Origin of the sequence: Cytobacillus oceanisediminis 2691, from assembly GCF_000294775.2 — a bacterium.
GTDB lineage: Bacteria > Bacillota > Bacilli > Bacillales > Cytobacillaceae > Cytobacillus > Cytobacillus pseudoceanisediminis.
On sequence record NZ_CP015506.1, the window covers coordinates 4,522,521 to 4,548,606 of the forward strand.

Here is a 26,086-nt window from a genome sequence, read left to right on the forward strand (position 1 = left end):
CAGCCTGTGATTGCCAAAACAATTCGCAGTAAGTTCGTCAATTTTCTATCTTTTTAGACACACTATTTGTAGTGTACTCTTCTTGCAGAGGAAATTCCACTTGCAATACCGTATTATGGGGCATTATTTTTAGAAATAGGATATTTGATTTATAATGGAGCTATTGCTTTTTTAGCGAATCAAGATAAGTTGGTGAAAATATGAAATATGATGTAATAGTTATAGGCGGGGGTCCTTCGGGATTGATGGCAGCAATCGGTGCTGCGGAACAGAAGGCAAAAGTACTGCTGATTGACAAAGGAACCAAGCTTGGAAGGAAGCTTGCCATTTCCGGAGGGGGCAGGTGCAATGTCACAAACAGGCTTCCAGTGGACGAGATCATTAAGCATATTCCTGGCAATGGCCGGTTTTTGTACAGTGCATTCTCCATTTTCAGCAATGAAGATATTATCCGCTTCTTTGAGAATTTAGGAATTAAGCTGAAAGAAGAAGATCACGGACGGATGTTTCCTGTTACCGACAAAGCGCAATCTGTTGTTGATGCCTTGATTTCAAGGCTGAAGGAGCTGAAAGTCGATATCAAGACGAATAGCCCTATCCAGGATGTTCACTATGAAAATGGGAGGGTGAAATCGGTAGAATTAAAAACAGGCGATGTATATGAAGCAGATTCAGTTGTGGTTGCCGTAGGAGGGAAATCAGTCCCTCATACCGGCTCAACCGGCGACGGCTATGCTTGGGCGGAAAAAGCAGGCCATACGATTACAGAGCTTTTCCCAACCGAGGTTCCGCTGACATCTTCTGAGAACTTTATTAAAGAAAAAATACTGCAGGGATTGTCGCTCCGGAATGTGGCGCTTAGTGTTTTAAACCCTAAAGGAAAAGCGCTTATAACCCATCGGATGGATATGATTTTTACCCATATTGGCATTAGCGGCCCGGCCGTCTTGCGCTGCAGCCAATATGCGGTGAGAGCGATGAAGAAGTGGAATTTAAAAGAAGTGGTCATGAATTTGGACGCAATCCCGGATACAAAAGAAGAGCCTCTTTTTCAGGAAGTGTCCAAAAAGATCAAAGAAGATCCAAAGAAAAGTATGAAGAATCTCTTAAAAGGGATGCTTCCTGAAAGATATCTTTTGTTTCTTCTTGAGCAGAACGGAATTGATCCGTCCTCACAGGGAGCTGCGATTTCAAACGAAAAGATCAGAAGCTTTGTTAAAGCCTGCAAATCTTTTCAGTTTAAAGTAAATGGGACATTGCCTCTCGATAAAGCCTTTGTTACCGGCGGAGGGGTTTCCGTCAAAGAAATTGAACCGCAAACAATGGCTTCAAAATTGATGGAAGGACTTTTCTTCTGCGGAGAAATCCTGGACATCCATGGCTACACAGGCGGATATAATATTACATCCGCACTTGTAACAGGCAGGTTAGCCGGATTAAACGCAGCAGTCTCAGCTAGGATTGTATAATAAAGATAGAGCCTGATGCTCCTCAGACATCAGGCTCTATATATAACCATGGCAGAGAAACAATAAATTTGTTCATCTTCGTCCTCTTGCACTGCGGCAACATTATATTTAATATCCAGCAGCTTTTTTTCTTCCATCTTCTCCAGAAAATGATTCATATCCTTTTCCAGGTCTTTTTCATGTTCATGATCAAATAGCTTTACCTTAATCACAGGAAACTTCCTTTCTTAGTTTTTTATCAGTTTGTACAATTTTCTGAATTTTTAAAACCGAAACATAAAAAAAACGAAGCCTGCTGCGGCTCCGCTCTTCTCTATTTTGTTTCACCCTGCCAGTTCAGCATGCCCCCGGTCATATTGCGGACTTTATATCCCTGGTCCTGCAAATAGTGGCATACGTTTCCGCTGCGATTGCCAGAACGGCAAATAATGATGTACTCCGTATCTTTATCAAATTTATCAAGATTCTCAGGTATCGTGCCCATACGGATATGTCTCGCCCCTGGAATCATGCCGGATGCAACCTCTTCATCTTCCCTTACATCGACAAGCTCAAGTTTCTCCCCTTCTTCAAGCTTTTTTTGCAATTCTTCTGTTGTTATCTCTTCAATACGGTCCAATCCTAACACCCTTTCTGGAAAGCCTTTTAAATAGCACTTAACATTAAATAATGCTGCCAATTCTATAATACCCTATATGGGACGAAAAATATAAACGGGACGTTTCTAAAACACAAATACAAAAACCACCTCTGACAAATAGAGGTGGTTTCATCTGATATAACTTAATTCGCAACGATATTCACAAGTTTACCTGGCACCGCGATGACTTTACGGACGGTTTTTCCGTCAATTTGTTCTTTTACTTTGTCATCGCCCATTGCGATTTGCTCCAATAGGTCTTTTTTGGCATCGGCAGGAACCATAAGCTTTGCTTTAACTTTACCGTTGATTTGGATAACGATTTCGACTTCATCATCTATCATTTTGGCTTCATCATATGCAGGCCAAGCTTCATAAGCAATGGATTCACCATGGCCTAATTTAGACCAAAGCTCTTCGGACATGTGTGGAGCAATAGGTGAAAGCATTTTAACAAAGCCTTCTGCAAAGATCTTTGGAAGCACATCTGCTTTATATGCTTCATTGATGAATACCATCATTTGAGAAATAGCTGTGTTGAAACGCAGCCCTTCGTAGTCCTCAGTTACTTTTTTCACTGTTTGGTGGTAAACCTTTTCAAGGCTGCTGCCTTCTTCAATGTCCTGAATTCCCTGGCTTAATTCGCCAGTCTCTTCCACAAACAAACGCCAGATGCGGTCAAGGAATCTTCTTGAACCATCCAATCCATTTGTAGACCATGCGATGGAAGCTTCAAGAGGCCCCATGAACATTTCGTATAGACGAAGAGTATCAGCACCATGGCTTGCTACAATTTCATCCGGATTAACGACATTGCCTTTTGATTTACTCATTTTTTCATTATTTTCCCCAAGAATCATACCTTGGTTAAATAACTTTTGGAACGGTTCCTTCGTATGGACAATTCCCACATCATAAAGGACCTTGTGCCAGAAGCGGGCATATAGGAGATGAAGAACCGCATGTTCAGCTCCGCCGATATAAATATCAACCGGAAGCCATTCTTTTAATTTCTCAGGATCTGCAAGAGCTTCACTGTTTTTCGGATCAATATAGCGAAGATAGTACCAGCAGCTGCCTGCCCATTGTGGCATTGTGTTCGTTTCCCTGCGGCCCTTCTTGCCTGTTTCAGGATCCACGACATTAACCCACTCATCGATGTTGGCTAATGGTGACTCTCCAGTGCCGGATGGTTTGATTTCCGTTGTTTTTGGAAGCACTAATGGCAGCTGATCTTCCGGCACGGCAGTCATTGTGCCATCTTCCCAGTGGATCACTGGAATCGGCTCGCCCCAATAACGCTGGCGGCTGAATAGCCAGTCACGAAGACGATAAGTAACCTTCTTAGTGCCAATGCCTTTCTCTTCAAGCCATGCGATCATTTTCTCAATCGCTTCCTCTTTGTTTAATCCATCAAGGAAACCTGAGTTAACATGCTCGCCATCGCCAGTGTATGCTTCTTTTCCAACTTCTCCGCCGGCAACGACTTCTTTAATAGGCAGATCAAATTGCTTGGCGAACTCATAGTCGCGCTCGTCATGGGCTGGAACCGCCATGATGGCCCCAGTTCCATAGCTGGCTAAAACATAATCTGCAATCCAGATTGGCATTTTTTCGCCATTGACCGGGTTAATCGCATAAGCACCAGTGAAGACACCTGTTTTTTCTTTAGCAAGATCTGTCCGCTCGAGATCGCTCTTGCTCTTTACTTTGTCAATGTAAGCCTGAACTGCCTCGCGCTGCCCATCTGCTGTGATTTTTTCAACAAGCGCATGTTCTGGAGCAAGAACAGCATATGTTGCACCATATAATGTGTCAGGTCGTGTTGTGAAAACAGTGAACGTTCCATCATGGCCTTCAATATTGAACGTTACTTCTGCTCCTTCAGAACGGCCGATCCAGTTTCGCTGCATATCTTTAAGGCTCTCTGGCCAATCCAATAAATCAAGATCTTCAAGCAGGCGATCAGCATAAGCCGTAATTTTTAGCATCCACTGTCTCATTGGACGGCGTTCTACCGGATGGCCTCCTCGTTCACTTTTTCCGTCGATGACCTCTTCATTTGCAAGTACTGTTCCAAGTGCGGGACACCAGTTAACAGCTACTTCATCGATATATGCAAGCCCTTTTTCATAAAGCTTTAAGAAAATCCACTGAGTCCATTTATAATATTCAGGGTCTGTTGTGTTTACTTCACGATCCCAGTCATATGAAAAACCTAAAGCCTTAATCTGGCGTCGGAAGGTGTTGATATTCTTTTCTGTGAATTCAGCAGGATCGTTTCCTGTATCAAGGGCATATTGCTCGGCAGGCAAACCAAATGCATCCCAGCCCATTGGGTGAAGAACATTATAGCCTTGCATGCGCTTCATGCGGGAAAGGATGTCTGTTGCCGTATATCCTTCCGGGTGACCGACATGAAGTCCTGCGCCTGAAGGATAAGGGAACATATCAAGCGCATAAAACTTGCGCTTGCCTTTATCTTCAGTTGTTTTAAAAGTTTTATTTTCTTCCCAGTAGCCTTGCCACTTTTTTTCAATCTCCTGATGATTGAAACTCATTTTTGTTTCCTCCTATTAATGAAAATAAAATCAGGCTCTTTTCTTATAAACCGTTTTTGGGCTTATGAATATTGCCCGTTGATTTCAGCACGAGGCACTTAGCGAACCCGCGGGAGAGATGAGAGCCTCCCCGGCTTCGCCTGCGGGGTCTCTCACTTTCCTCACTACCCGCAGGACATTGAATAACCCTCCATGAATGAGCACCGCACGAAGAAAATGCGTCAGCATTTTCGAGGATCAAGTGCCCTCCGCTGCAATCAACTTTACGAAACAGCCTAAAAAATATAATAAAAAACCTCTCATCCCAAAAAAGGGACGAGAGGATTATGTATAAATCTCCCGCGGTACCACCCACATTAGTGAACATGTCACTCGCTTCATTCATCCTTAACGCGGAAAACGGCAAGCATTACTGGTACTTCACACTTGCTGCTCCAAGGCGAGTTCATGATGTGCCCGGCTGACTTGCACCTTCCGTCAACTCTCTATAACGGGCTATTGCACCACTACTGCTCCTTATCTAAGCATTTTAGTATAGGAATATGACTATTGTAATAAATTTCCCGCCAGGATGCAAGTAGGCTTATCCTGACAGGAATTTAATAACTAGAATATGCAATCTTTCAGAAAATGTGCCTGATTTACTGAACAGTATATCCTCCATCGATAACTGCCGCCTGTCCTGTAATGCCTTTAGCTCCGTCACCAGCCAAAAAAATAGCATAATCTGCAATCTCTTCTACCTTCAGCAGCCTCTTTTGCGGCACTAAGGGATAAATGACTTCTTCCAGCGCTTTTTCAATAGGTACATTTCTTGTTTTAGCAAGGTCATTCAGCTGATTTCTTACGAGTGGTGTATCCACATAGCCCGGGCATATGGCATTGACCGTAATGCCATCTTCAGCAGCTTCCAATGCTGCGACTTTAGTAAGGCCTATAACGCCATGCTTGGCACTGTTATAAGCTGCTTTCCCCGCGAATCCAACAAGACCGTTAATGGATGCCATGTTCAGGATACGGCCGGACTTTTGTTTTTTCATGACGGGCATGACATGTTTAATTGCCATGAACGGTGCAGTCAGCATTACTTTGATAAGAAACTCGAATTTTTCAGTAGGAAAGTCTTCAATAAAGGAAACATGCTGCAGCCCTGCATTGTTAATGAGCACATCCAAGGCACCGAATTGACTGACAGTTTCATTGATGGCCGATTGTATATCAGACTCCAAGGTCACATCACATTTAAGCCCGATTGCTTCAAAACCTTCATTCTGCAAATTTTCTGCAGCTTTTTTCACAGCCTCTTCCTGAATATCTGTCAGAACGATTTTCGAGCCGTGTTCAGCAAATCTCTTGCCTATTTCATAGCCAATTCCCTGCGCTGCACCGGTTATAAAAACTACTTTATTTTGTACCATGAATAAGCTCCTTTCAAAAACAAAGCCGGGGCTCTATTTTATGAGCCCCTGCCGAAATTAGATTCCTAGACCGAGTGAGAATAATACAATCGCAAGTGCTAAACCAATCAGCGGAACGATTACTGTAACAGCCGCTACCGCTCCATATGCAGCCTGGTGAGATTCCCCGCAGATAGCCCGTACAGTGGTAACGACATAGCCATTATGCGGCAAGGAATCCAGAGCACCGGATGAAATGGCTACTGTTCTGTGCAGGGCTTCTGCATTGACGCCCATGTCCATATAATGCGGGGCCAGAATCGGCAATGCGATGGCCTGCCCGCCTGAAGCTGAACCGGTCATGCCGGCGATAACACTTACTGCTATGGCACCGCCTATCAGCGGGCTCCCAGGAATGCTTGTCATCCAATCTACTGCTGTGGCAAATGCAGGAACTGCCTTTGCCACTCCGCCGAACCCGACAACAGCAGCTGTATTCCCAATCGCTATTAATGCGCCTAATGTACCATCAGACACAGCATTCCAGAAATTTGTGAAATACTTTCTGTTCAATAGATATGTGGCAATAACTCCGCCCAGTAATGCAAGAATAAGTGCAGATTGTGCAAGAGAATCATGGAATACGAATGAGATAATTAAAACAACAGCCAATGGGAGAACCCCCATAAAAGGGTGCGGTAATTCCTTATTCTCAGTTACAGGATCCTGCTTTCGGGATTCAAAGGTTTCTCCTTTGTTTACAGCCTTTGTGATCATCCGCTTCAGCCACCAGTAGCCAAAAATCATCATGAACACAGCGACAATTAAGCTGACTTCCCAGCCTGCATATGGAGTCGTTCCAAGAAATTCAATCGGGATCCAGTTTTGAATTTCCGGTGAACCCGCAGAAGTCATCGTAAAAGTTACAGATCCAAAGGCAAGTGCTGCAGGGATGAACCTTCTTGGAAGATTTGCCTGTTTAAATAAACTTAATGCCATTGGATATACAGAGAAAGCAACTACGAATAAACTGACTCCGCCATAAGTTAAAATAGCACAGGAAGCGACAATGGCAAGAACGGCATATTTCATTCCGAACTTATCCACTACCATTTTGGATACACTGTCGGCCGCGCCGCTGTCTTCCATTACCTTCCCAAAAATTGCACCCAATAGGAACATTAGGTACCATGATGTTACAAACCCTGAAAAGCCGGACATATAGTTCCCGACCAAATTGGCCTCCCCTTCACCTGCCAGCTGCGGAAATAATGGCATGCCGCTAAAAAGAGCTACAAACAAGGCAGATAGCGGTCCGACAACCAGCAGGTTCATTCCCCGCATAGTCAGGTAAATCAGCAGGGCAAGCCCGCCTATTAATCCAATCATACTTAGCATTTCATTTCCCCCTTTGTTTTAAAAATAAGAAAAGAACTTTTCATCCTCTTCCTGAAAACGCTTGCAAAAAATAACTGAAAAATAACTTGCTGAGAAATGATAATGCAAGAGTCGTGCCAACATGAAAGGCTTGTAGGTAAAGGGACTCGTGAACAATTAATGAATCATTTTTCCAGAATTCTGGAATGCAAAGGAAACAAGTCCACAGATATAATAGACTAGTTTCTGATAATTCCGTCTAAGGGTAGGACTAAGTGTACATAAAATTACTAGAATGAAAACAGTCCAGAATTCTGGAACATATTCCGGATTTCTGGACTGTTTATCTTTATTCAATTCCATATTTCTTTAGTTTTTCATACATAGAAGATTTACTGATGCCTAGAGCTTTTGCCGCTTCTAATCGATCATGGTTATATTTGCTCAAGCTTTGAGTCAATATCCGCTTTTCTGTTTCTTCCAGAATGTCCTTCAAGTTCTTTTTTCCAACGGGATAAACGGCAGATTCTTTCATGTAATCCGGCAAAGATTCTGTAGTAATACTTTCATTGCTTGTTAAATGAATGGATGCCTCTATTACATTTTCAAGCTCTCTAATATTGCCGGGCCAGCTATATTGATGAAACTTTTCTATTACCTCGTCTTCAATTGCACTTATTCTCTTTCCCGATTTTTTCGTTATTTTCTTGATAAAGCTATCGATCAGGAGTGATAAATCTTCCATCCTGTCGCGCAAAGAAGGAATCATGAACGGCACCACATTAATCCGATAGAATAGATCCTCCCTAAAGCGCTTTTCCTCCATCATTTTTTCGAGCGGTCTGTTAGTTGCAGCGATAATCCGGACATCTACTTTAACCGGAGAAGTCGAACCCACGCTTTCAATCTCGCCTTCCTGCAGAGCACGCAATAACTTCACCTGCATATTAAGCGGCATATCTCCAATTTCATCCAAAAATAAAGTCCCTCCATCAGCAAGCTGGAATTTCCCCTTTTTACCTCCCTTTTTCGCACCTGTAAACGCACCTTCTTCGTAGCCAAACAGTTCAGACTCCAGCAGATGTTCCGGAATGGCTCCGCAGTTAATTTTCACAAATGGCTGATGGCTCCTGTTGCTGAGCTGATGTATGCTGTGCGCAAATAGTTCTTTTCCAGTCCCGCTTTCCCCGCGGATTAAAACGGAAATATCACTGGCTGCCACCATTTTCACCTTTTCTTTAAGGCTATGAATCTGGCTCGAGTTTCCCAGGATATCATCAAGGCTGTATTTAACACTTGGATCAATTTCCTGGATAAAGCTCTGGATTTTTGTCAGCATGCTCTTTACATGGCTGTTCATCTGCATCCATTCCTTTGTATCCCTAAAAAAGACTGTCCCGAAAGCGCCAATTACTTCGCCATCAGAAAAAATGGGGATGCGATTTGCTATCATATAGTTGCCTCTTATATATTGCAGATCTGCAATTTCTTCCTTTCCTGATTCTGCCACTATATGCATACGTGAATTTTCAATCACCTCGGACACATGCTTCCCAAGAGCCTTTTCCCTTTCTATTTCCAGAAAATTACAATAATTTTTATTAATGTAAATAATTGTTCCTTCTTTATTCACAACTACAAGCCATCCAAAGGCGTTCTCAACAATGGTTTCGACAACCTTCACAGGCAGATCGAAGAATGCACTTTTCATTTGAATCCCCTCATTTAGGTCAATCTACTATTTATGAATACTATTTTATAATATTTTTCTGAAAACAAATTCACTTCAATGGGTATTCTTATGGCTTTTACTGCCCATAACATTAGTACTAGCAGACATGGGAGGTGTTTCAGATGAAAGGCATCTATCTGATTAATCCGAATTGGCAATCTGGAAACAAATCAAAACAGGAATGCACTCAGGCGCAAAAACAGGCGCTGCAAACCTATATTGATGACCATAATATTTTAACTGTGAAACTAAATCAATGGCAGCTGAATGACTATTACACCATTCCGCATGCCCTTTTGTATGATTTGAAGCAAAAGAAGGCAGATCTGGATGTCCTGCTTCTTTATTCAGAAGAGGTTCTCGAGGATTTTATCAGTTCTTATCCAGCGAGATGGCTGATTTTGAAAAGCTTCTTCAATGAAGTTGTATTTGCCGCTAAGCAAAAAGAAAATTACTTCGAAGGCGCCGGTTAAGAACTAAAATTTCAAAAAAACCTGCAGCTCAAAACTGCAGGTTTCTTTCTTATGATACATGCGCCAATTTTTTAGGCTCCTTCAATTTCCGGTCATACACAAGAGTTGTCAGAATGGCAAAAACAAATAGAACTATTAATACAGCAAACAGCATGGAGATTCCGTAAAGGTCAACGAGAATCCCCCCCAGTAAAGGCCCGATCATCCTTCCGCCTGTAGCAGTACTGTTTACGATTCCCTGGTAAAAACCTTCCCGCCCTTTAGGGGCAAGCTGGTTAGCAATGGTCGGAACCGCTGGCCATATTAGCATTTCGCCAATCGTCAGTATAACCATGGCTGTGATAAAAGCTGAGAATTTCTCGGCACTTGCTGCAGCAGCAAATGAACCTATAAATATGACCATGCCGGCGACCATCTGAACCTTAAGTGTTTTAAACCATTTTACCAAAGCACTGATAAACGGCTGTCCCAATACAATCAGGGCTCCATTAATAGTCCACAGCAAGCTGTATTGCTTTAACGAAATATTCAATTCCTGTGTGTAAGCAGCAATAGTTGATTGCCATTGCACATATCCGACCCAGCACAATAAATAGCCTGCACATAATATGAGCAGTGCATAAAGCTTGGTATGATTTTTAACCATGCGATTTTCCTGAAGGATGGAGGTCTGCTGACCCGAAGCAGTATTTATTCCCCTGTATCCAAAAACAGCGATCAGTAAAAAAACGATATACATGACAGTATTGGCCAGAAAAATCAACTGAAAAGAGTACGAAGCCACAAGGCCGCCGAGAGCAGCACCAATGGCAACACCGGCATTCTGAGCCACATAGATGGCATTGAAAGCTTTGCGGCCGCCTTCCTTCCACACAGATCCAGCCATCGCAAACATAGATGGAAAAACAATGCCAGACCCAAATCCGACAATAGTGAGAAACACCACGTATGCAGGCCAGCCGTGCCAAAAGGTCAAACCGAGAAGCGCCATTACCGTGATGATAATTCCAAGAAGAATCGAACGATAGCCGCCTATTTTATCATATAGGCTTCCCCCTATTAAATTTCCTGCGACGCTTGCAGCTGCGTTCACCATCAAAACCAGGCCGGCAACCGATAAGGACTTGCCTAAGTGGTCATGAATGTAGATTGTATTAAGTGGCCACAAAAAAGAAGATCCGGTTACATTCACTGCCATCCCAATTATTAAAAGCCATAAGGTCCGCGGCATAAAATTACGCCCCTTTTTTAAAATTTTTTTATGTCAGCCGGCATATTACCACCCGGCACTATTTCGAAATCCAAAATAATTTTAGTTGGTTTTTCCTGTCCTTGCAATAGGTTTTCATTCGATTTTAATAGACAGAATACTTCTTCTTTTATAATTGAAACTGAATGTGGATATTTAAGGAATGCACCTATTGAGAATAGTTCGTTAAACGGCACAAAAATAAAGCCCCGATTTTGAAAAATCGGGGCTTTCCATATTCTATTTATGATGATTGTTCCGGCTCAGGGTGAAATTTTGATTTTACAGGCTGGCCGCCTGACTTCTCATAATTCTTTTTCGACTGCTTTACCGCATCAAAATCCCGGCCAAGTTCAACGTCCTGGCTATTGGCGCCATTGCGGGTCTTTTGTTCCGGATTGTTTTGTTTTGAGCGCTTTTTTACCATCTGTGGACCACTCCTTAATGAGGAAGTATTATCATCTGATTTTGGAGCTGCTGCAGCTGGAGTCTCATTCGGTGAAGCTGTTCCCGCTGCTGGGAGTTGGCGCTATGGGCCATCTGGGTTATATCATTATAAGCAGCTTCCAAAGATTGAAGAGCATTGGAGTATTCGTTATCATTATAATGCTCCTGTGTCCTGCCTGATTCAAACTGCTCCTGGGCAAAACGGATTGCATCCTCACACTGCTGCAGGAGTGTATCCATCGATTCACGGGTTGCCATTATCTGTTCCCCTCCTTAAAGAATGGGTCTAGAAGCTTGCATGCTTCAATAATTAGTTTGTTCATTTTTCTGTAATTCTTACCACTCTATTTCCTGCCAATTCCCCTTGGATAAGGTTTTGGGTCATGATAAGATTAATTTTATGAAATCCTTCATATTCATTTTTACCTTATAGATTACTCTTTGAAAAAGGAGGGATAATTGTGGATAAAGTAAATCCTTTTCCATATGCATCCGATAATAAACGGTACCATACATGGAATTATCATTTGCGTAATGAATTTGGCCATAAGGTTTTCAAGGTGGCACTCGATGGCGGCTTTGATTGCCCCAACCGTGATGGCACAGTCGCACATGGGGGATGTACATTCTGCAGTGCATCCGGTTCGGGAGACTTTGCCGGGAACCGTGCTGATGATTTGGAAACACAATTTAATGCAATAAAAACAAAAATGCATCATAAATGGAAAGATGGAAAATACATGGCTTATTTTCAGGCCTTTACGAATACTCATGCCCCTGTGGAAGTGCTTCGTGATATGTATGAGAGAGTGCTTGAGCAGGACGGAGTTGTCGGACTGTCTATTGCGACCCGCCCTGACTGTCTGCCTGATGATGTAGTCGAATATCTGGCAGAGCTTAATCAGCGAACTTATCTCTGGGTAGAACTGGGCTTACAAACTGTGCATGAACGGACTGCCCTTTTAATTAACCGCGCTCATGATTATCAATGCTATGCAGAGGGAGTAAAGAAGCTCCGCAAACATGGCATCCGCATCTGTTCCCACATCATTAATGGCCTTCCGCTTGAAACACCGGATATGATGATGGAAACCGCACGGGAAGTTGCAAAACTGGATGTGCAGGGGATAAAAATTCATCTCCTTCATTTATTAAAAGGAACCCCGATGGTTAAACAATTTGAAAAAGGCATGCTTGAGTTTCTGTCACTTAATGAATATGTAAACTTAGTATGTGACCAGCTGGAGATTTTACCTCCGGAAATGATTGTACACCGAATAACAGGAGATGGGCCAATCGACTTGATGATCGGGCCAATGTGGAGCGTAAATAAGTGGGAAGTGCTAAATAGCATTGATGCGGAATTAAAGCGCAGAAACAGCTGGCAAGGCAAACTTTACAATCCAAGCCAAATGGAGGCATTGTCATGAAGCTTGAAAGAATCTTACCTTATGCAAGACAGCTGCTTGAGAAAGCAGTATCACCTGGAGATATCGTTATTGATGCCACTTTGGGCAACGGACATGATACAGTATTTCTGGCGGATCTGGTAGGACATAATGGAAGAGTTTACGGTTTCGATATTCAGGAAGAAGCTGTCCAGAATACAAAAACGCGCCTGGCTGATCATGACCTGTCAGACAGGGCTACCCTTTTCCATACAGGACATGAATTCATTCTTGAGAATGTGCCGCCTGTGCATCATGGAAAAATAACTGCAGCCATTTTTAATTTAGGTTACCTGCCCGGCGGTGATAAAGATATTGTCACCCGTCCGCAGACAACCATTTCTGCCATCGATCAGCTTTTGGAACTGATGGCTCCGGAGGGGATTATTCTTTTAGTGATTTATCACGGCCATATTGAGGGAGCTGTTGAGCGTGATTATCTGCTCAGATATGTAAGGCAGCTGGATCAAAGCCTCGTCCATGTATTGCAATACCAGTTTATTAATCAAAAAAATAACCCGCCGTTTATTGTAGCTATTGAAAAACGGTAAAAGCCTGCAAAAAATGCAGGCTTTTTATTATTTTTCAATCGCTCCTGAAAAACCCGCAGGCATCATCTTCTGCAAAGTACGGTAAGCTCTGCCGTTCACATAAAAGAAAAAGCTTACCATGCCGCCTGTTCTGATCATGCTTTTGGCTAATCTTCTGACATTCCGCTGCTTCCGGACCTTCTCATCGGATAGATAAACCCCGAGCAAGCCGCGATTAATCAGTTTATGGAAATGTTTATGAGGCAGCTTTTCAGTATGCTTATCTGCTTCGGCAACAAAATGCTTCAATCTCGAAAACAGTTTTTCTTCGTTCTCATAGTAAAAGCAAAAATTCAAGTCTCCACCGGCTTTGTCCTCTTCCTGATCAATCAGATAATCAAGAAGAATGTGGAGACCCTGGATGTATGGAAAATAACCATTTCGTATATTTACCGCATGCTCCGCTTCAAAATCATCTCTCAGTGCGTAGGAAACAAGGCAAAAAATCCCCAAAGTAGATCCCGAGCAAGCAGAGAACTCATACCATTCCATCTCAGGAATATCAGACCGATATTGGTCAAACCAGTTCTGCAGACGGGGAACTCGTTCTTCCACCACAACATGCTTATGTATTTGCAGATCACAATAGTATCGGCATAATTCAAGCAGATGGCTTTTTATATGTCTGTAATGACTCAGACTGGACAGCACTTCCCTGCAGACTCCTGCCAAATCTGCAAGATAGTTTCCATCATCCTGTTCATTTCTCAGCCGATAATAATTTTTTTCTGCTGCATCGGTATCGAGGGCATCCTCCATTGACTCGTGCAGTGCCGCAAAGTCCCGGGGATCAAGTGAAGTGCTCCGATCGCAGAGATTGTCCAAATAATCACTGATTGTCTGATATGCGACGATGAACTTAACCGCTTGTTCATATTTTTCCTTGGCCATTAATGACATAATAGCTCCGCCTTCACAGTGGAAGGTTTTATGCTCAATGCTGGCAAGAGCCTGCTTTCTTAACTCCTGATCAGGAATGGCTTCCGCTCTGCTTTTCCAGTATGCTAGTTCCTTATGTACCGCAGGAAGAACCTTCCTGTAGACATGTGACATTAAGCTAATTGGCATGGAAGGGACACTCATGACATGATAAACCTCCTTTTGCTTAGGGATAGGTGAACAGTTTCTTATATTAAGCTGCACCCTTCCATAATTAAAACACCGTCCTTAAACCACATAACCAAGCGCTTTTAATTGGCTGTTAACGAAATCCTTCGCGTATTCAAAGACTTCTTCGCGCTCAGGTTCATTAAAGACTTCATGGTAGCATTTAGGCCATTCCTTGAACCTTTTCTCTGAGAAGGGCGCAAGGTTAAACCATTCTCTGACAGTTGTTTTATTTACGATCTTATCATCGCCGCCCTGTAATACGAGGAGGGGCACATCCTGGATCTTATCAAGATTCTCAAAGGCAAGCTTTATTGCAGAAACAAGTTCCCTGTACCATCTGACCGAAACTTTTGTCACATAAAGAGAATCATTTAAATCAGCATCAAGGACGTCCTGATTCCGCGTCGCCATGTCAACGGATAATCCGGCATCCATTTTCAGGCCAGGCATCACAGAATTGAGTCCAAGCGATAAGAAGTTCAGAAATTTTGAAGGCTGTTGAACCAAGCCTAAGCATGGGGAGGACAGAATTACCCCAGCGAGATTCATCCTTTCCTCCTGCAGCAGGCGAATGGCAATCAGACCGCCCATGCTGTGCCCTAAAAGAAAGACCGGCAATTCAAATTCATAGGCAGCATGTACCCAATCCTGAACTTCAAGTATATATTCATCAAAGGAGTCAATATGGCCTCTTCTGGATCTTGAAGTCATCCCCTGGCCAGGAAGATCTCCCATAATGACATGGAAACCGGCCAAGCGCCACATTTCAATCAGCCAGCCATAACGGCGGTGATGCTCCATTGCCCCATGCACCATGACAATAACGCCCTTTGCATCTCCTTCAGTTTCCCATTTCCACATAGTCAATCCTCCCAGCCTTTTTACGTACTGTCTTTTGTATATATATTATAGCCTAGATGCTGAAATTGTTCATGAATCAACCCTTTGTAAAATTGGAATTCTTTTTGCCAAAATAACGTTTATCATGCCTCTTATGATAAAATCAAAATAATCAAACTTCATATAGGAGTGTTTCACATGATCTATCCATATAAAGATAAAGAACCTAAAATTGCAGAATCCGCATTTATTGCAGATTTTACTACCATTACCGGCGATGTTGAAATTGGCGAGGATTCCAGCGTTTGGTTCAACTCCGTTATACGCGGAGATGTAGCACCAACAATCATCGGCAAAAAAGTCAATATCCAGGACAATTCCGTCCTGCATCAAAGCCCGAATAACCCGCTGATATTGGAAGATGAAGTGACAGTTGGCCATCAGGTAATCCTTCATAGCTGCATTGTCCGCAAAAAGGCTTTAATAGGAATGGGCTCAATTGTATTAGATCAGGCTGAAATCGGAGAGGGAGCATTCATTGGTGCAGGGAGCCTTGTTCCACAGGGAAAGAAAATTCCTCCCAATACACTTGCATTCGGAAGGCCCGCAAAAGTGATCCGCGAGCTGACACCAGAAGATATCAAAGATATGGAACGGATCAGCAGGGAGTACGCCGAAAAAGGGCAGTACTATAAGTCTTTGCAGAAAAAGCCTGAATAACTCACCTGCCCCCTATTATAGAATGGGAAAACAGCCGATAATAAACATAAGGCAATACCAATGGGCGGGTGAAGAAATTGAAGATTTATATTGCGGCAATTGTTCTATTCTTATTTTTAATAGTGATATTCAGAAAAACAATGTTAAAAACGGCACCAATGTTTTTACTTGTCTTCATCCTGATTTCTGGTGCAATTGTTTATGACAACCTTTCAGGCAGCCAGCCTGCTTCAGCCGTAAACCAAATTAAATCATGGTTGTCTGAACCTGCTGAGAAAGCCAGCTCTTTCCTTGGAAACAACACTGTCGTAATAAAGATCAAGGAAGAAACAATTATAGATGCACCCGCAGTCAATCAGTTTCCTGAGCTCCCCAGAGGATGCGAGGTGACGAGCTTATCCATGCTCCTTCAGCATGCAGGAATACAGGCTGATAAAATGACACTCGCTAAAGAAATAAAGAAAAATCCTGAGCCTTATCACATAGAAAACGGAAAAATCTATTTCGGGCACCCGAATGACGGATTCATAGGCGATATGTATTCCTTTGATAATCCAGGTCTTGGCGTTTATCATAAACCGGTAAAAGAGCTTGCGGAAAAGTACATGCCTGGCTCCATTGAAGACCTTACCGGATCCGATTTTGAAGACTTAAAGATCCATTTGTCAGACGGCAGGCCTGTCTGGGTTATTATCAACACAGCCTATAAACAGCTTTCTGATGACTTTTTCCAGACCTGGCATACGCCAAGCGGAAAAATACAGATTACCTATAAAGAGCATTCAGTCCTGCTCACAGGGTATGATCAGGAATACATGTATTTCAACGATCCGCTCACAGGAGAGAAAAATAAAAAAGCACCCAAAAACGATTTTGAAAAAGCATGGGTGCAGATGGGCAAACAGGCTATTACCTATCTCCCATAAGAAAAGCGGAAGCGCCTTGCCCACGAAAGAACGCAGACTAAGATCGCCGCGACCTCCCAAAACCTAACGTTTTCGGTCGTGCGATTTTTATGCTAACGAAGCATTCCTTATCCTGCGGCCTCAAGCACAAGACGAGCATTCCGGAAAGACGTCCTTTGCCTTTTGTGAGGGAGTGTCTTATCTTTCGTCCCTAGGAGCCTCAGCTAGACAAGCTTGTGATCTCGAGGTGGGAGGCTGCTTGCGCCAGACAATTATCTGACTTAAAAAATTTATACATTCTTATAATTAATAAAAACGTCCACCAGGTTTTCACCTGATGGACGTTTTTATTTTTAGCCTTTAAGCGGCTGCAAGTCTTTATTTAACAAATACTCTTTCTCGAAAGAATACTTTTTCTCCACATATACCTGATGCCAAACCATGAACATAAGAACTGTCCAGATTTTGCGGCTATTGTCCGCTTTATCCTGACAATGGTCTTCTAGCAGCTGCAGTACGTAATCTTTATTAATTAGATGATCTGTGCTGCTTTCACGAATGATATTTTTCGCCCATTCATTCATCTCGTCTTTCAGCCAGTGGCGGATTGGCACAGGGAATCCAAGCTTCTTGCGGTTCAGCACATGGTCTGGAACGACTCCTTCAGCAGCTTTGCGAAGAATATACTTCGTAGTTCCATTGGCCGTTTTCAGGCTGGTCGGAATTTTGGAAGCCACTTCAAACACTTCTTTATCAAGGAACGGAACACGAAGCTCGAGAGAATGAGCCATCGTCATTTTGTCCGCTTTCAATAGAATGTCTCCGCGCATCCACGTATGAATATCGATATACTGCATGCGGTCAACCGGATCATAGCCCCGGCTTTCTTCATATAGCGGTTTAGTGATATCCGTATAATTTAAGCTGTCTTTATATACATGAAGCAGGCTGCGCTTCTCTTGCTCTGTAAACATTTTTGCATTTCCAATGTAGCGCTCTTCCATTGGTGTTACACCGCGTTCGATAAAGCTTTTCCCCTTCATTCCCTCTGGCATCATGTTTGCAATCATGCGTAGAAGCTTTTTGCCGATGGCAGGAATTTTATTGAAGACTTCCAGGGATTGTGGTTCACGGTAAATATTATAGCCGCCAAATAGCTCATCAGCGCCCTCACCTGAAAGTACAACCGTTACATGCTTGCGTGCTTCTCTTGCTACAAAATAAAGGGGCACACAAGCCGGGTCAGCAAGCGGATCGTCCATATGCCACATGATTCTCGGAATCTCATTCATGTATTCCTCAGGAGTTATGATGTAGCTGATGTTTTCTACACCCAGCTTTTCCGCTGTTTCTTTCGCTACATCCACCTCGCTGAAGCCATTGCGTTCAAACCCGACGGAGAATGTTTTAATAGCAGGATGGAATTCTTTCGCAATGGAAGCAATGATGGAAGAATCGATTCCGCCTGAAAGAAATGAACCTACCGGAACATCGGCACGCATATGCATTTTCACTGAGTCGAACAAAACATCTCTAATTTCTTTCGTGAAATCAGCTTCTGACTTCTGCACTGGATGGAAAGCAGCTTTCCAATATCGCTTAATATCCATTTGAGCACCAATTTTTTTAGTAAAATAATGGCCAGGCTCAAGCTTATGGATTCCCTCTGACATCGTGTTTGGCTCAGGCACAAACTGATAGGTCAGATAATGCTGGAGGGAGTCATAGTTTAATACATCATTTTGAAGAGCCAAAAGAATGCTCTTCTTCTCTGATCCAAAGAACGTGCGGTCTCCCTTATCGTAATAAAAGAAAGGCTTAATCCCAAATGGATCTCTGGCTCCATATAGAGACTGTTCCTGTTTATCCCAAATGACAAACGCAAACATACCGCGCAATTTTTCAACAGCCTTTTCTTTCATATGGCTGTAAAGGGCAATTATGACTTCTGTATCGGAGCTTGTTTCAAAGCTTAATCCAGCTTTGAGAAGTTCTTCACGAAGTTCCACATAGTTATAGATTTCACCATTAAAGATAATCCAATAACGCTCATTCTCGTATGTCAGCGGCTGGTGTCCGCTTTCGATATCGATAATGCTCAGCCGGCGGAAGCCGAATTGAATATGGTCATCAAAATAGTATCCTGAATCATCGGGACCCCGATGGGTAATGATATCATTCATATTTTGGAACTGTTCTTTATCTGCGTCACGGTAATTTTGTGCTTTTTCATGTACACAACCAATAAAACCACACATTATGTACGTCACCTACTCCATTCTTTTCTCAATATTTAGATACAGCCTTAACGGCTCCTTTTTCTTAGAAAACATACCCTATAATACTACCACTAATCATTTATAATTAGCACGTGGAATATAAAAAAAATATGCACGGAAAATTAAGCCATTATCCGAAGTTTATACGATAACATATAATTATAAACGACTAAAGAGCATAAAGACCGAAAAGTGAATAAACACCCTTTATGTATAATGACGCAAAAAAGAAAGCGGGAGTTACATTGATTAATGCAACTCCCGCTTTTTATATTTTTGTCTCCCCCTTAAAGTATCGGGGATGGCCAAAGAGCTTCCGCTTTTCTATTAAGCTTCAGAGCGAAGGATTTCAGCTTTGTCCGTACGCTCCCAAGGAAGATCAACATCTGTACGCCCGAAGTGTCCGTAAGCAGCTGTCTGCTTGTAAATTGGGCGGCGAAGGCCAAGCATGTTAATAATTCCTGCAGGGCGAAGATCAAAGTGCTTTCTAACTAGATCAACTAGTACATCTTCATCGACTTTGCCTGTTCCGAATGTATCAACAGAAATCGACACTGGCTGTGCTACACCAATCGCATAAGCAAGCTGAACTTCCACTTTCTCAGCTAAACCTGCTGCCACAAGGTTCTTCGCTACATAACGAGCAGCATAAGCAGCAGAGCGGTCAACCTTTGTAGGATCCTTACCGGAGAACGCGCCTCCGCCATGACGGGCATATCCGCCGTAAGTATCAACAATGATTTTGCGTCCAGTCAGGCCTGCATCCCCTTGAGGTCCGCCGATTACAAAACGTCCTGTTGGGTTGATGAAATACTTTGTATTCTCATCGATTAGTTCTTTGGGAACAACCGGGTTAATAACATGCTCCTTAAGATTGCGCTGGATTTGCTCCAGGCTGATCTCAGGGTGGTGCTGGGTAGAAATAACGATTGTGTCAATGCGGACTGGCTTGTCATTTTCATCATACTCAACCGTTACCTGAGTTTTTCCGTCCGGACGAAGGTAAGGAAGGATTTCTTCTTTACGAACTTCAGTCAGACGGCGGGAAAGTTTATGTGCTAAAGAAATCGGAAGAGGCATTAGCTCTTTCGTTTCGTTGCATGCAAAACCGAACATTAAACCCTGGTCCCCTGCACCGATTGCTTCGATTTCCTGATCACTCATTTGTCCTTCCCTTGCTTCAAGAGCCTGGTCAACACCCATTGCAATATCTGCCGACTGCTCATCAATGGAAGTTAAAACTGCACATGTTTCGGAATCGAAACCATATTTAGCACGGGTATAACCGATTTCTTTTACCGTTTCACGAACGATTTTTGGAATATCTACGTATGTAGATGTTGTGATTTCACCTGCAACTAATACAAGTCCAGTTGTTACAGAAGTCTCTGCAGCAACACGGGCATTCGCATCTTTAGCTAAAATCGCATCTAAGATTGCATCAGAAATTTGGTCACAGATTTTATCCGGATGACCTTCAGTAACTGATTCAGAAGTAAACAAACGACGCTTTGTTGACATCTGGCTTCCTCCTTATAAATAGAAAATTGAGCGAGAATTAAGAAATGGGGAAGCGGAAAAGAACTTTTCCCTGTCATTTCATGGATCTCTGTTTGATACGGAACTCATTCCCTTAGTAGTATGAAATAAACATGGAGTTTTTATTAGAAAAATAGGCATCGCTGGCCAGAAAGCCAGGCATCCATCTTTTCTTATGCCTCTCTGCAAGCTGCTAAAAACTCACATAAATAGTACATTCCAAAAGCCGTTCATCCCATTGCCTGTGCAAAATAAAAAACCTTCTCAATAGTGAAAAGGTTGAAAGCAAATCGATTCGCGCCTTTCACTCTTATCGTTCAAGGAATTACGTCCTTGCGTCAGGTTAGCACCTTTGCTGATAAATGCCTTTTAGCAGGTTGCTGGGTTTCATAGGGCCTGTCCCTCCACCAGCTCGGGATAAGAGAGTATCCGTTCAAGGTTGAATCATACCGTATTTTATCGAATCATGTCAACAAGTTTTCATTATTTTTAACAGTAAAATTTCAGCATTGAAAATTATGCTCCATGCTTACAGCGAACAGCTTCCATCATCACATTTTTTCTTTAGAAATTTATGCCTGTTTTTAGCAATCCATTTGTAGATCGGATCGCCCAGTATTGGCGTCAATGGGAGATATAAAAGGAGGCTGATTAAAAAGGAGGCAGGAAAGAGGAACAGCAGTCTCCTTACTGCAGAATAACCCTTTTTCACACCGCCCGATGGAGTAATAATATGAAGCTCTCTGCGCAGGTCATGCTTGGAAAACGAGAGAGAATCCGGGATTTTTTCATACTCCTGCAGAGAAATCCATACCACTTTATTCAGCCAATCAAGTTTTTTAAATATCTTCTTTGTTTCCTTGCATAAAGAACAAGTTTCATCATAGAGGGCAATTGTCTTCATTTTAGATCAGTCCCATGTTAAAATTAACACTTTCTTCTATATTAACATATATCAGTTATAAGGTGATTAAAGTGGAATTGCATGTCCAATTATGACATTTTTATAACATGAATAAAAAAGTTTCGTAATAGTATAGACTAATCGTTTTAATGTGTTATACTAATTTCGAGATGTAATCACTTTCATAAAAAAATTGGGAAAAAGGAAGGTATTCATCAGATGAACTCTGTAAGCATATCAAACGAATTGAGCGAATTATTAAATGGCAGCAACATTCAAGTGCAATTATCCGTTCCTCAGCTTGTGGAAAAAGTTTTAAACCGCAATGAAGGGTCCCTTACCTCTACTGGCGCCGTACGCGCTACTACAGGAAAGTATACAGGACGTTCTCCTAAAGATAAATACATTGTTGAAGAAGCATCAAATAAAGATAAAATGGATTGGGGCAGCGTAAACCAGCCTATCTCTGAAGAAGCATTCTCTAATCTTTATAATAAAGTAATCAACTACTTAAAAGAAAAAGAAGAAGTATTTGTTTTCAAAGGCTTCGCAGGCGCAGATAAAAAGCACCGCATGCCAATCCAGGTAATTAATGAATATGCCTGGCACAATCTTTTCGCACATCAGTTATTCATTCGTCCGGCAGAAGACGAGCTATTGGATCATCAAGCAGAGTTCACAGTCATTTCTGCTCCTAATTTCAAAGCAGACCCTGCAGTTGACGGCACAAAGTCCGAAACATTTATCATCATTTCATTCGAGCGCCGTACTGTTTTAATCGGCGGTACTGAATATGCAGGCGAAATGAAAAAGTCCATTTTCTCTGTTATGAACTATATGCTTCCAGAAAACGGGATCCTTCCTATGCACTGTTCCGCGAACGTTGGTCGTGAAGGAGATGTTGCTTTATTCTTCGGCTTATCCGGAACAGGGAAAACAACCTTATCTGCAGACCCTAACCGCAAGCTGATTGGGGATGACGAGCATGGCTGGTCAGCAAATGGCGTCTTCAATATTGAAGGCGGCTGCTATGCGAAATGCATTAACTTATCCCGTGAGAAAGAACCGCAAATTTTTGATGCTATCCGATTTGGGGCTGTATTGGAAAATGTGGTGGTAAACAGCGAAACTCGGGTTGCTGATTATGATGACAGCACTTTAACTGAAAATACACGTGCGGCTTACCAGCTTCAGGCCATCGATAATATTGTTGACCCAAGCATTGCCGGACATCCTAATACAATCGTATTTTTAACAGCTGACGCATTTGGCGTATTGCCTCCAATCTCTAAACTGTCAAAAGAGCAGGCAATGTACCATTTCTTAAGCGGATATACTTCCAAGCTGGCAGGAACTGAGCGCGGCATCACTTCACCGCAGGCAACGTTCTCAACTTGCTTTGGATCACCTTTCCTTCCGCTTCCTGCAAACCGTTATGCTGAAATGCTTGGCGAGAAGATCGATGAGCATAATGCAAAAGTCTTCCTGGTAAACACAGGATGGACTGGCGGAGAGTACGGAGTCGGTGAACGCATGAAACTTGCTTACACTCGTGCTATGGTGGAAGCTGCACTTGAAGGCGAACTAAACAACGTAGAAACAGTCAAAGACGAAATTTTCGGATTGGAAATTCCGCAGCACGTTACGGGTGTGCCTGACGAAGTTCTTCAGCCAAACAAAACATGGGCAGATCAGGCTGCTTATGAAGCAAAGGCAAAAGAACTCGCTGCAAAATTCCGTGAGAACTTCAAGAAGTTCACAAGCGTTTCTTCTGAAATCGAAGAAAAAGGCGGACCAATCGCATAATATAGAAAAGGAATTGCAGCTTAGCAGCAATTCCTTTTTTATATTTCATTTTATAAGTCTTCAAGCTCGAACGAATAAGTTTCTTACATGCAGACTAATAGTCGTTGATCGGCACTGTGCGCTTCGATTAGTTCCAGTTCGCACTCTTTTTCTATTTCTCAGTAGCACTATTCCTTCTGTTTAAGTCCTTTCGCAACTCCTTTTCCTCGCTCAGCGGCACTATTCCAACTAATCATTCTTTCTCATTCCCTGATTAAAAAAGCACTATTCTCACTTGCGATTTGCAGAAATCTTTTGAACAAAAAAACGCCGGACTAAGTCCAGGCGCTCTTTAGTTTGTTGAGTTTAGAGAAACAAGCTGGTAAGTAATGAGTGTCTGGCTGTTTTCCCATTCTACTTTTCTAATAACACCCATTCCGTTCAGGTCTCCGTCAATTGTTCTTTTTACCTCGACAGGGATATCGAGCGGATATAATCGGTATCCGTCTTTGACAAGCGAAAAGAAATTTTCATCAAGTCTTTTTTCCCTTCCCTTTGTCACGATCATTGTGTTCAGCTCTAAAGGCATACCCATTGGTATCTCTCCTTCATTCTTAATATCCTTACCTCTATTTTACCGCACCTTTTTCCGCTCTGAAAGTCTTTAATTTTATCTACCCATTGCTTTTCATCCACGCACTTAAATCCTCTACTGTCTTCCGGTTCACGGCTGGCGGAAAGTAGTGGGTATATTCAGGGAAATACCAGCTGCCTACTTCTTTTTTAAGAGCCTTGAGCCTTTTTTCCAGGCGATAGGAATGCTCCACCGAAACATTATGATCCTGTTCTCCATGGATGATTAAGACAGGCGCCTCCAGCTGTTCCAGCCGAAAAAGCGGAGTGCGATATTTATACCTTTCCGGAAACTTCGTCGGGGTTCCGCCTATTACACGTTTCATCATTCTCCGGAGATCCTTGCGCTCCACATAAGTGAGAAACATATCACTGACCCCTCCCCATGTTACAATGGACGCGGCTTCCGGAAACTCGATTGCAGTAAGCAATGCCATTACGCCACCGCGGGAAAAGCCAAATATATGGACTCTTTTTACCCGTGCATGCTCCTGAAGAAGAGTGAAAGCGGCAAACGCGTCCTGTCTGTCCTCCCCTGCAAAATCTTCGTTGCCATCTCCCCCTTGGTTGCCTCTGTAAAAAGGGGCGAATACAATGAAGCCTTCACAGGCAAACTGGACAATCCGTGAAGGCCTTACTTTCCCGACATTTTTTATGCCTCCTCTCAGGTATAGGAATCCATCATATAGCTCCTCCCCCTTTGGTTCTGCCAGCAGGCCTTTTATATGTAATCCGTTTGCATGATATGTGACAACTGATAATTCGATTGCCGGATTTGGCGAAGGAAATCTCTGTTTATTTATGATTTGGCCATTTTGGAATTCCATGTCCTCATTCCCCCTCTTGAAGTAACTGAATACGACTAATAGTATGAGCTTTATGACCTCCGCCTAAAAATGTTTCCATGGGCATTCACACATTTTTTCGATTTTCATACGATATCCTAGGCTTTTAAATCTGACTTTTTTAGCATAAGGGAGGTCTTATGGCTTATGAAAAAATGGATGAAAGTAAGCATGCTTCTTTTGCTTACGGCGATACTTATTGTTCCTTTGGCCGCTTGCGGAAAGGATGAAATGCAAAACGTCCGTATTGCCGAAGTGACACGTTCCATCTTCTATGCTCCGCAATATGTAGCCCTTGAGAAGGGTTTCTTTGAAGAAGAAGGTCTTAAAGTAGAGCTTACGACTACAGCAGGCGGAGATAAAACGATGACAGCCTTGCTTTCAGACAGCGCTGATGTGGCGCTTGTTGGCTCTGAAACATCGATTTACGTATCCGCACAGGGCTCCAATGACCCGGTTATCAACTTTGCACAGCTAACCCAGACAGACGGAACATTTTTAGTTTCCCGCAATAAAATCGACAATTTTTCCTGGGATATGCTGAAAGGCAAAACATTCCTTGGCCAGCGCAAAGGCGGTATGCCGCAAATGGCTGGTGAGTTTGTTTTGAAAAAGCATGGAATTGATCCTCACGCAGATATGGACTTGATTCAAAATATTGATTATGCCAATATCGCTCCGGCCTTCGCTTCAGGAACAGGCGAGTTTGTTCAGCTGTTCGAGCCGACTGCCAGTGTTTTTGAAAAAGAAGGCAAAGGCTATATCGTAGCTTCTTTCGGAACAGAGTCCGGTCATGTACCATATACCACATTCATGACAAAACAAAGCTATATTGATGAAAATAAAGAAACGGTCGAAAAATTCACAAGAGCGATTTATAAAGCACAGCAATGGGTTGAGACACACAGTGCGAAAGAAACGGCAGAAACCATTCAAGGATATTTCGACAATACCGAGCTTGATATCATTGAGATGGTAGTAGACCGCTATAAGAGCCAGGGATCCTTTGCAACAGATCCTATCCTGGACACTGAAGAATGGGAAAATCTGCAGAACATCATGGACGAAGCAGGAGAGCTCCCTAAGCGCATAGAGCATGACACACTTGTCAACACAGAAATCGCTGAAGGTGTAATGAAGTAA

Annotated in this window: 24 protein-coding genes, 1 riboswitch and 1 other annotated feature; of the genes, 8 read left to right on the top strand and 16 right to left on the bottom strand. The window is 42.7% G+C overall.

Annotated elements, in window-relative coordinates; genetic code table 11:
- Nucleotides 1–200: 200 nt before the first annotated feature.
- On the top strand, nucleotides 201–1,469 hold the full coding sequence (locus A361_RS22655) for an NAD(P)/FAD-dependent oxidoreductase (protein WP_019383019.1): 1,269 nt from the start codon (nucleotides 201–203) through the stop codon (nucleotides 1,467–1,469).
- Nucleotides 1,470–1,498: 29 nt separating this feature from the next.
- Here A361_RS22655 and A361_RS22660 read toward each other — a convergent pair whose 3' ends face one another.
- The 6 genes from A361_RS22660 to A361_RS22685 form a co-directional block, all read right to left on the bottom strand.
- The gene (locus A361_RS22660; protein ID WP_019383018.1) at nucleotides 1,499–1,681 is read right to left on the bottom strand and encodes a sporulation protein Cse60; all 183 of its coding nucleotides are present in this window, start codon (nucleotides 1,679–1,681) and stop codon (nucleotides 1,499–1,501) included.
- A 101-nt stretch (nucleotides 1,682–1,782) separates the two neighbouring features.
- On the bottom strand, nucleotides 1,783–2,088 hold the full coding sequence (locus A361_RS22665) for a rhodanese-like domain-containing protein (RefSeq protein WP_026041816.1): 306 nt from the start codon (nucleotides 2,086–2,088) through the stop codon (nucleotides 1,783–1,785).
- A gap of 164 nt (nucleotides 2,089–2,252) precedes the next feature.
- Nucleotides 2,253–4,670, bottom strand: coding sequence for a leucine--tRNA ligase (gene leuS, locus A361_RS22670; protein ID WP_019383016.1), 2,418 nt, complete (start codon nucleotides 4,668–4,670; stop codon nucleotides 2,253–2,255).
- 308 nt (nucleotides 4,671–4,978) lie between these two features.
- Nucleotides 4,979–5,202 (bottom strand) — a binding site (T-box leader).
- Between the two features lie 109 nt (nucleotides 5,203–5,311).
- Nucleotides 5,312–6,088, bottom strand: coding sequence for a 3-hydroxybutyrate dehydrogenase (locus A361_RS22675; RefSeq protein WP_009333369.1), 777 nt, complete (start codon nucleotides 6,086–6,088; stop codon nucleotides 5,312–5,314).
- A gap of 57 nt (nucleotides 6,089–6,145) precedes the next feature.
- Nucleotides 6,146–7,465 (bottom strand): GntP family permease, encoded by a 1,320-nt coding sequence (locus A361_RS22680; protein ID WP_019383015.1) that lies wholly within the window; start codon nucleotides 7,463–7,465, stop codon nucleotides 6,146–6,148.
- A gap of 328 nt (nucleotides 7,466–7,793) precedes the next feature.
- The gene (locus tag A361_RS22685) at nucleotides 7,794–9,155 is read right to left on the bottom strand and encodes a sigma-54 interaction domain-containing protein (protein WP_019383014.1); all 1,362 of its coding nucleotides are present in this window, start codon (nucleotides 9,153–9,155) and stop codon (nucleotides 7,794–7,796) included.
- A 143-nt stretch (nucleotides 9,156–9,298) separates the two neighbouring features.
- Between A361_RS22685 and A361_RS22690 the strand changes: the two genes are divergently transcribed.
- On the top strand, nucleotides 9,299–9,649 hold the full coding sequence (locus A361_RS22690) for a hypothetical protein (RefSeq protein ID WP_009333372.1): 351 nt from the start codon (nucleotides 9,299–9,301) through the stop codon (nucleotides 9,647–9,649).
- Between the two features lie 49 nt (nucleotides 9,650–9,698).
- Here A361_RS22690 and A361_RS22695 read toward each other — a convergent pair whose 3' ends face one another.
- The 3 genes from A361_RS22695 to A361_RS22710 form a co-directional block, all read right to left on the bottom strand.
- Nucleotides 9,699–10,880 carry an MDR family MFS transporter gene (locus A361_RS22695; RefSeq protein WP_019383013.1) on the bottom strand — a complete coding sequence of 394 codons (1,182 nt, stop codon included), beginning with the start codon at nucleotides 10,878–10,880 and terminating at the stop codon, nucleotides 9,699–9,701.
- 262 nt (nucleotides 10,881–11,142) lie between these two features.
- Nucleotides 11,143–11,325 (bottom strand): hypothetical protein, encoded by a 183-nt coding sequence (locus tag A361_RS22705; protein WP_009333374.1) that lies wholly within the window; start codon nucleotides 11,323–11,325, stop codon nucleotides 11,143–11,145.
- A gap of 14 nt (nucleotides 11,326–11,339) precedes the next feature.
- Nucleotides 11,340–11,603: a YtzC family protein gene (locus A361_RS22710; protein ID WP_009333375.1), complete on the bottom strand. Its 264-nt coding sequence runs from the start codon at nucleotides 11,601–11,603 to the stop codon at nucleotides 11,340–11,342.
- 203 nt (nucleotides 11,604–11,806) lie between these two features.
- Here A361_RS22710 and A361_RS22715 point away from each other — a divergent pair, with 203 nt between their 5' ends.
- Nucleotides 11,807–12,775 carry a TIGR01212 family radical SAM protein gene (locus A361_RS22715; protein WP_009333376.1) on the top strand — a complete coding sequence of 323 codons (969 nt, stop codon included), beginning with the start codon at nucleotides 11,807–11,809 and terminating at the stop codon, nucleotides 12,773–12,775.
- Complete coding sequence (locus A361_RS22720; RefSeq protein ID WP_019383011.1) at nucleotides 12,772–13,344, top strand: class I SAM-dependent methyltransferase; 573 nt, start codon at nucleotides 12,772–12,774, stop codon at nucleotides 13,342–13,344. The genes A361_RS22715 and A361_RS22720 overlap by 4 nt, the downstream gene beginning before the upstream one ends.
- A gap of 27 nt (nucleotides 13,345–13,371) precedes the next feature.
- Here A361_RS22720 and A361_RS22725 read toward each other — a convergent pair whose 3' ends face one another.
- Both A361_RS22725 and A361_RS22730 read right to left on the bottom strand, forming a co-directional pair.
- Nucleotides 13,372–14,466 (bottom strand): tetraprenyl-beta-curcumene synthase family protein, encoded by a 1,095-nt coding sequence (locus A361_RS22725; RefSeq protein ID WP_019383010.1) that lies wholly within the window; start codon nucleotides 14,464–14,466, stop codon nucleotides 13,372–13,374.
- Nucleotides 14,467–14,550: 84 nt separating this feature from the next.
- Nucleotides 14,551–15,354: an alpha/beta hydrolase gene (locus tag A361_RS22730; protein WP_009333379.1), complete on the bottom strand. Its 804-nt coding sequence runs from the start codon at nucleotides 15,352–15,354 to the stop codon at nucleotides 14,551–14,553.
- A 177-nt stretch (nucleotides 15,355–15,531) separates the two neighbouring features.
- On the opposite strand from A361_RS22730, the gene A361_RS22735 reads away from it, so the two are divergent.
- Together A361_RS22735 and A361_RS22740 are read left to right on the top strand one after the other, a co-directional pair.
- The gene (locus A361_RS22735) at nucleotides 15,532–16,053 is read left to right on the top strand and encodes a gamma carbonic anhydrase family protein (protein WP_009333380.1); all 522 of its coding nucleotides are present in this window, start codon (nucleotides 15,532–15,534) and stop codon (nucleotides 16,051–16,053) included.
- 77 nt (nucleotides 16,054–16,130) lie between these two features.
- Nucleotides 16,131–16,979 (top strand): C39 family peptidase, encoded by an 849-nt coding sequence (locus A361_RS22740; protein WP_019383009.1) that lies wholly within the window; start codon nucleotides 16,131–16,133, stop codon nucleotides 16,977–16,979.
- Nucleotides 16,980–17,311: 332 nt separating this feature from the next.
- On the opposite strand, the gene asnB is transcribed toward A361_RS22740, so the two are convergent.
- From asnB to A361_RS22755, 3 genes are all read right to left on the bottom strand, one after another.
- On the bottom strand, nucleotides 17,312–19,216 hold the full coding sequence (gene asnB / locus A361_RS22745; RefSeq protein WP_019383008.1) for an asparagine synthase (glutamine-hydrolyzing): 1,905 nt from the start codon (nucleotides 19,214–19,216) through the stop codon (nucleotides 17,312–17,314).
- A gap of 348 nt (nucleotides 19,217–19,564) precedes the next feature.
- Nucleotides 19,565–20,758 (bottom strand): methionine adenosyltransferase, encoded by a 1,194-nt coding sequence (gene metK / locus A361_RS22750; RefSeq protein ID WP_009333385.1) that lies wholly within the window; start codon nucleotides 20,756–20,758, stop codon nucleotides 19,565–19,567.
- A gap of 325 nt (nucleotides 20,759–21,083) precedes the next feature.
- A riboswitch (SAM riboswitch) is annotated at nucleotides 21,084–21,200 on the bottom strand.
- A gap of 105 nt (nucleotides 21,201–21,305) precedes the next feature.
- Nucleotides 21,306–21,680 (bottom strand): thiol-disulfide oxidoreductase DCC family protein, encoded by a 375-nt coding sequence (locus A361_RS22755; protein ID WP_009333386.1) that lies wholly within the window; start codon nucleotides 21,678–21,680, stop codon nucleotides 21,306–21,308.
- 219 nt (nucleotides 21,681–21,899) lie between these two features.
- On the opposite strand from A361_RS22755, the gene pckA reads away from it, so the two are divergent.
- Nucleotides 21,900–23,486 (top strand): phosphoenolpyruvate carboxykinase (ATP), encoded by a 1,587-nt coding sequence (gene pckA, locus A361_RS22760; protein ID WP_009333387.1) that lies wholly within the window; start codon nucleotides 21,900–21,902, stop codon nucleotides 23,484–23,486.
- A gap of 331 nt (nucleotides 23,487–23,817) precedes the next feature.
- On the opposite strand, the gene A361_RS22765 is transcribed toward pckA, so the two are convergent.
- Together A361_RS22765 and A361_RS22770 are read right to left on the bottom strand one after the other, a co-directional pair.
- Nucleotides 23,818–24,060, bottom strand: coding sequence for a DUF2584 domain-containing protein (locus A361_RS22765; protein ID WP_019383007.1), 243 nt, complete (start codon nucleotides 24,058–24,060; stop codon nucleotides 23,818–23,820).
- Between the two features lie 79 nt (nucleotides 24,061–24,139).
- Nucleotides 24,140–24,925 (bottom strand): alpha/beta hydrolase family protein, encoded by a 786-nt coding sequence (locus A361_RS22770; RefSeq protein WP_009333389.1) that lies wholly within the window; start codon nucleotides 24,923–24,925, stop codon nucleotides 24,140–24,142.
- A gap of 165 nt (nucleotides 24,926–25,090) precedes the next feature.
- Here A361_RS22770 and A361_RS22775 point away from each other — a divergent pair, with 165 nt between their 5' ends.
- On the top strand, nucleotides 25,091–26,086 hold the full coding sequence (locus A361_RS22775; protein ID WP_009333390.1) for an ABC transporter substrate-binding protein: 996 nt from the start codon (nucleotides 25,091–25,093) through the stop codon (nucleotides 26,084–26,086).

What these genes read in the sequence shown, in the direction of transcription:
- A361_RS22685 (WP_019383014.1), bottom strand. Translation starts at nt 9,155, where the DNA reads ATGAAAAGTGCATTCTTCGATCTGCCTGTGAAGGTTGTCGAAACCATT.
- A361_RS22755 (WP_009333386.1), bottom strand. Translation starts at nt 21,680, where the DNA reads ATGAAGACAATTGCCCTCTATGATGAAACTTGTTCTTTATGCAAGGAA.
- leuS (WP_019383016.1), bottom strand. Translation starts at nt 4,670, where the DNA reads ATGAGTTTCAATCATCAGGAGATTGAAAAAAAGTGGCAAGGCTACTGG.
- A361_RS22770 (WP_009333389.1), bottom strand. Translation starts at nt 24,925, where the DNA reads ATGGAATTCCAAAATGGCCAAATCATAAATAAACAGAGATTTCCTTCG.
- A361_RS22725 (WP_019383010.1), bottom strand. Translation starts at nt 14,466, where the DNA reads ATGAGTGTCCCTTCCATGCCAATTAGCTTAATGTCACATGTCTACAGG.
- A361_RS22730 (WP_009333379.1), bottom strand. Translation starts at nt 15,354, where the DNA reads ATGTGGAAATGGGAAACTGAAGGAGATGCAAAGGGCGTTATTGTCATG.
- A361_RS22695 (WP_019383013.1), bottom strand. Translation starts at nt 10,880, where the DNA reads ATGCCGCGGACCTTATGGCTTTTAATAATTGGGATGGCAGTGAATGTA.
- A361_RS22705 (WP_009333374.1), bottom strand. Translation starts at nt 11,325, where the DNA reads ATGGTAAAAAAGCGCTCAAAACAAAACAATCCGGAACAAAAGACCCGC.
- metK (WP_009333385.1), bottom strand. Translation starts at nt 20,758, where the DNA reads ATGTCAACAAAGCGTCGTTTGTTTACTTCTGAATCAGTTACTGAAGGT.
- A361_RS22690 (WP_009333372.1), top strand. Translation starts at nt 9,299, where the DNA reads ATGAAAGGCATCTATCTGATTAATCCGAATTGGCAATCTGGAAACAAA.
- A361_RS22765 (WP_019383007.1), bottom strand. Translation starts at nt 24,060, where the DNA reads ATGGGTATGCCTTTAGAGCTGAACACAATGATCGTGACAAAGGGAAGG.
- A361_RS22680 (WP_019383015.1), bottom strand. Translation starts at nt 7,465, where the DNA reads ATGCTAAGTATGATTGGATTAATAGGCGGGCTTGCCCTGCTGATTTAC.
- A361_RS22655 (WP_019383019.1), top strand. Translation starts at nt 201, where the DNA reads ATGAAATATGATGTAATAGTTATAGGCGGGGGTCCTTCGGGATTGATG.
- A361_RS22720 (WP_019383011.1), top strand. Translation starts at nt 12,772, where the DNA reads ATGAAGCTTGAAAGAATCTTACCTTATGCAAGACAGCTGCTTGAGAAA.
- A361_RS22775 (WP_009333390.1), top strand. Translation starts at nt 25,091, where the DNA reads ATGAAAAAATGGATGAAAGTAAGCATGCTTCTTTTGCTTACGGCGATA.
- A361_RS22710 (WP_009333375.1), bottom strand. Translation starts at nt 11,603, where the DNA reads ATGGCAACCCGTGAATCGATGGATACACTCCTGCAGCAGTGTGAGGAT.
- asnB (WP_019383008.1), bottom strand. Translation starts at nt 19,216, where the DNA reads ATGTGTGGTTTTATTGGTTGTGTACATGAAAAAGCACAAAATTACCGT.
- pckA (WP_009333387.1), top strand. Translation starts at nt 21,900, where the DNA reads ATGAACTCTGTAAGCATATCAAACGAATTGAGCGAATTATTAAATGGC.
- A361_RS22675 (WP_009333369.1), bottom strand. Translation starts at nt 6,088, where the DNA reads ATGGTACAAAATAAAGTAGTTTTTATAACCGGTGCAGCGCAGGGAATT.
- A361_RS22735 (WP_009333380.1), top strand. Translation starts at nt 15,532, where the DNA reads ATGATCTATCCATATAAAGATAAAGAACCTAAAATTGCAGAATCCGCA.